We start from the raw sequence: 2556 nt of genomic DNA, 5'->3' as shown, positions 1-2556 counted from the left end.
CGGCCCACGGGCACCCCGCGGACGAGGACCGCGGGGCCGACGGGCACTGTGCCGCCGACGGGCACTGCGTGACCTGTTCCGACGCCGCCGTCACCGTGCGCGTCGTGCGGGTGCTGGACCGCGGCATGGCGCGGGTGGACACCGGCGCCGGTGAGGAGGAGATCAGCGTCGCGCTGGTGCCCGCCGGGTCGGTCGTGCCCGGTGCCGAGCTGCTGGTGCACGCGGGCGAGGCAATCGGGGTGCCGCGATGACCGACGCGATGAGCGAGCTCTACCCGTTCCTCTACGCCGACCCGGACGGTGCCGACGTGGACGCCGTCCTGGACGAGGTGCGTGCCTCCACGGTGGCCAAGGCCCGCGAGATCATGGAGCTGCGCGGACGGGTCCACCGGGAACAGCGGCGGGAACTGGCCGAGGCCGGGGCGGCGATGGCCGCCCGGTTCGCGCGCGGGGGCCGGCTGTTCTCCTTCGGCAACGGCGGCAGTTCGACCGACGCCCAGGACCTCGCCACGCAGTTCATGAACCCGCCGCAGGGATCGCCCCCGCTGCCCGCGTTCGCGCTGACCGCGGAGACGGCGGTGGTGACCGCGCTGTCCAACGACGTCGGCTTCGACGTCGTGTTCTCCCGTCAGCTCGCCGCGTTCGGCCGCGCCGACGACATCGCCGTGGGCCTGTCCACCAGCGGCAACTCGGCGAACCTGCTGTCCGCGTTCGACCAGGCACGGCGCGTCGGGATGCTCACGGTCGGCATCACCGGCGACAGCGGCGGCCGGATGGCCGAACGGGGCACCGTCGATCACCTGTTCGTGGTGCCGTCCAGTTCCGTGCACCGCATCCAGGAGGCGCAGACCACGATCTACCACGTTCTCGCCGACCTGGCGGCGGAGGGACGGCGATGAGCGGGAACGCGAGCGACCCGGGCAACACCGCCGCAACGTCCTCCGGCGTCGAGGCGACCGTGCGCGCCGTCGCCGACGCCGTGCTCTACGAGGGCTACCTGCTCTACCCGTACCGCGCGAGTGCCACGAAGAACCGGGCCCGCTGGCAGTTCGGCGTCCTGGTGCCGCCGTCGTACGCGGCCACCGGCACCGGGGAGCACTCGTTCTGCCGCACCGAGTGCCTGGCGGAGGTCGACCCGGTGTCCACCCTGCGGGTGTGCGTGCGGTTCCTCCAGTCGCAGCGGCGCACCGTGGAGGTGCCCACCGACCGCGGCGCGGACACGCCGGACGGCCACCGGGAGGTGGACGCGCTCGTCGTCGGGGAGGACGAGATCCTGCCGTGGGACGAGGCGGTGGAGCGCGAGCACGAGGTGCTGCTGCCGATGGCCGAACTGCCGGAGTCCGGCGAGTACGTCGAACCGGTCGTCGTCCGCGGCGGAGAGTGGATCACCAGCGTGGACGGCGGCCGGGTGGTGCGCCGCACGCAGCCGTTGACGGCCGAACTGCGGTGCCGCGCCGAACGCCTGCCCGGCCTGGTGCGGGTGCACGTGACCGTGGCCAACACCACCGACGTGGACTGCTCCTCGTCGACCCGCGACGAGGCGGTGCGGCACTCGCTGATCGCGGCGCACACCGTGCTGTCGGTCCAGGGTGGACGTTTTTTCTCCCAGCTCGACCCGCCCGCCTGGGCCGCGTCGCACGCGGCCGCCTGCGTCAACGAACACACCTGGCCGGTGCTGGTCGGCGGCCCCGGGCGGGAGGACACGATGCTGTCCTCGGCGATCATCCTCTACGACCACCCCAAGGTGGACCCGGCGAGTCAGGGCGACTTCTTCGACGCCTGCGAGATCGACGAGATGCTCACGCTGCGGACGATGACGCTGACCGACGGGGAGAAGCGCGAGGCCCGCGCCACCGACGAGCGTGCCCGGCGCATCCTCGACCGGGTCGAGGACCTGCCGGAACAGCCGCGGGAGGCCATGCACGGCCGGGTCCGGGTGGTGCACGTCGGCGGCCGGGAGATCGGCACCGGCAGCCGGGTCGTGCTCCGCCCCCGCGCGGGCGGGGACGCGCAGGACATGTTCGTCGCCGGGTGCGGCGCCACGGTGCGCGACGTGCTGGAGGACGTGGACGGCACGCTGTTCCTCGCGGTCACGGTGGACGGCGACCCCGCCGAGGAGTGGCAGCTGGCCCAGGGCCGGTTCCGGTACTTCACCACCGACGAGGTCGAACCGGCCGCGGACGACACCACGGACGCCACCCCGGACGGCGGCGTCTCCGGCGGCGACGGCGCGGGGCACGCCGGGAACGGGGCGGTGCCGTGACGGGGCGGGTGCTGGTCGCCGGGATCGGCAACGTCTTCCTCGGTGACGACGGGTTCGGCGTGGAGGTGGTCTCCCGGCTGCCCCGGGAGGACCTGCCGCCGGAGGTCGACGTGGGCGACTACGGCATCGCCGGGATGCACCTGGCCTACGACCTGCTCGACGGCGACTACCACACCACGATCTTCGTCGACGCGCTCGGCCGGGACGGCATCCCCGGGACGCTGTCCGTGCTCGACGCGACCGCCGCCGGCGACGGCTCCGGGCCCGGACCGGACGCCGCCGCCGTCCCGGACG

4 protein-coding genes are annotated in these 2556 nt (G+C 73.9%); all 4 read left to right on the top strand.

The window, feature by feature from the left end:
- On the top strand, window positions 1-251 hold a 251-nt coding region (locus ACTIR_RS0120830; RefSeq protein WP_324607108.1), incomplete at its 5' end, for a HypC/HybG/HupF family hydrogenase formation chaperone.
- The gene (locus ACTIR_RS0120825; RefSeq protein ID WP_026455716.1) at window positions 248-898 is read left to right on the top strand and encodes a D-sedoheptulose-7-phosphate isomerase; all 651 of its coding nucleotides are present in this window, start codon (window positions 248-250) and stop codon (window positions 896-898) included. The genes ACTIR_RS0120830 and ACTIR_RS0120825, both read left to right, overlap by 4 nt.
- A complete protein-coding gene (locus ACTIR_RS0120820; protein WP_026455715.1) occupies window positions 895-2262 on the top strand; it encodes a hypothetical protein in 1368 nt (455 codons plus the stop codon). Before ACTIR_RS0120825 ends, ACTIR_RS0120820 begins: the two co-directional genes overlap by 4 nt.
- The coding region (locus tag ACTIR_RS24670) for a hydrogenase maturation protease (RefSeq protein ID WP_154663831.1) at window positions 2259-2556 on the top strand (298 nt) is incomplete at its 3' end. The genes ACTIR_RS0120820 and ACTIR_RS24670, both read left to right, overlap by 4 nt.

This window comes from Saccharomonospora iraqiensis subsp. iraqiensis (genome assembly GCF_000430445.1).
Taxonomy (GTDB): Bacteria; Actinomycetota; Actinomycetes; order Mycobacteriales; family Pseudonocardiaceae; genus Saccharomonospora; species Saccharomonospora iraqiensis.
The sequence above is the reverse complement of the archived record's forward strand: the minus strand, read 5'-3'. Positions and strand labels throughout refer to the sequence as shown.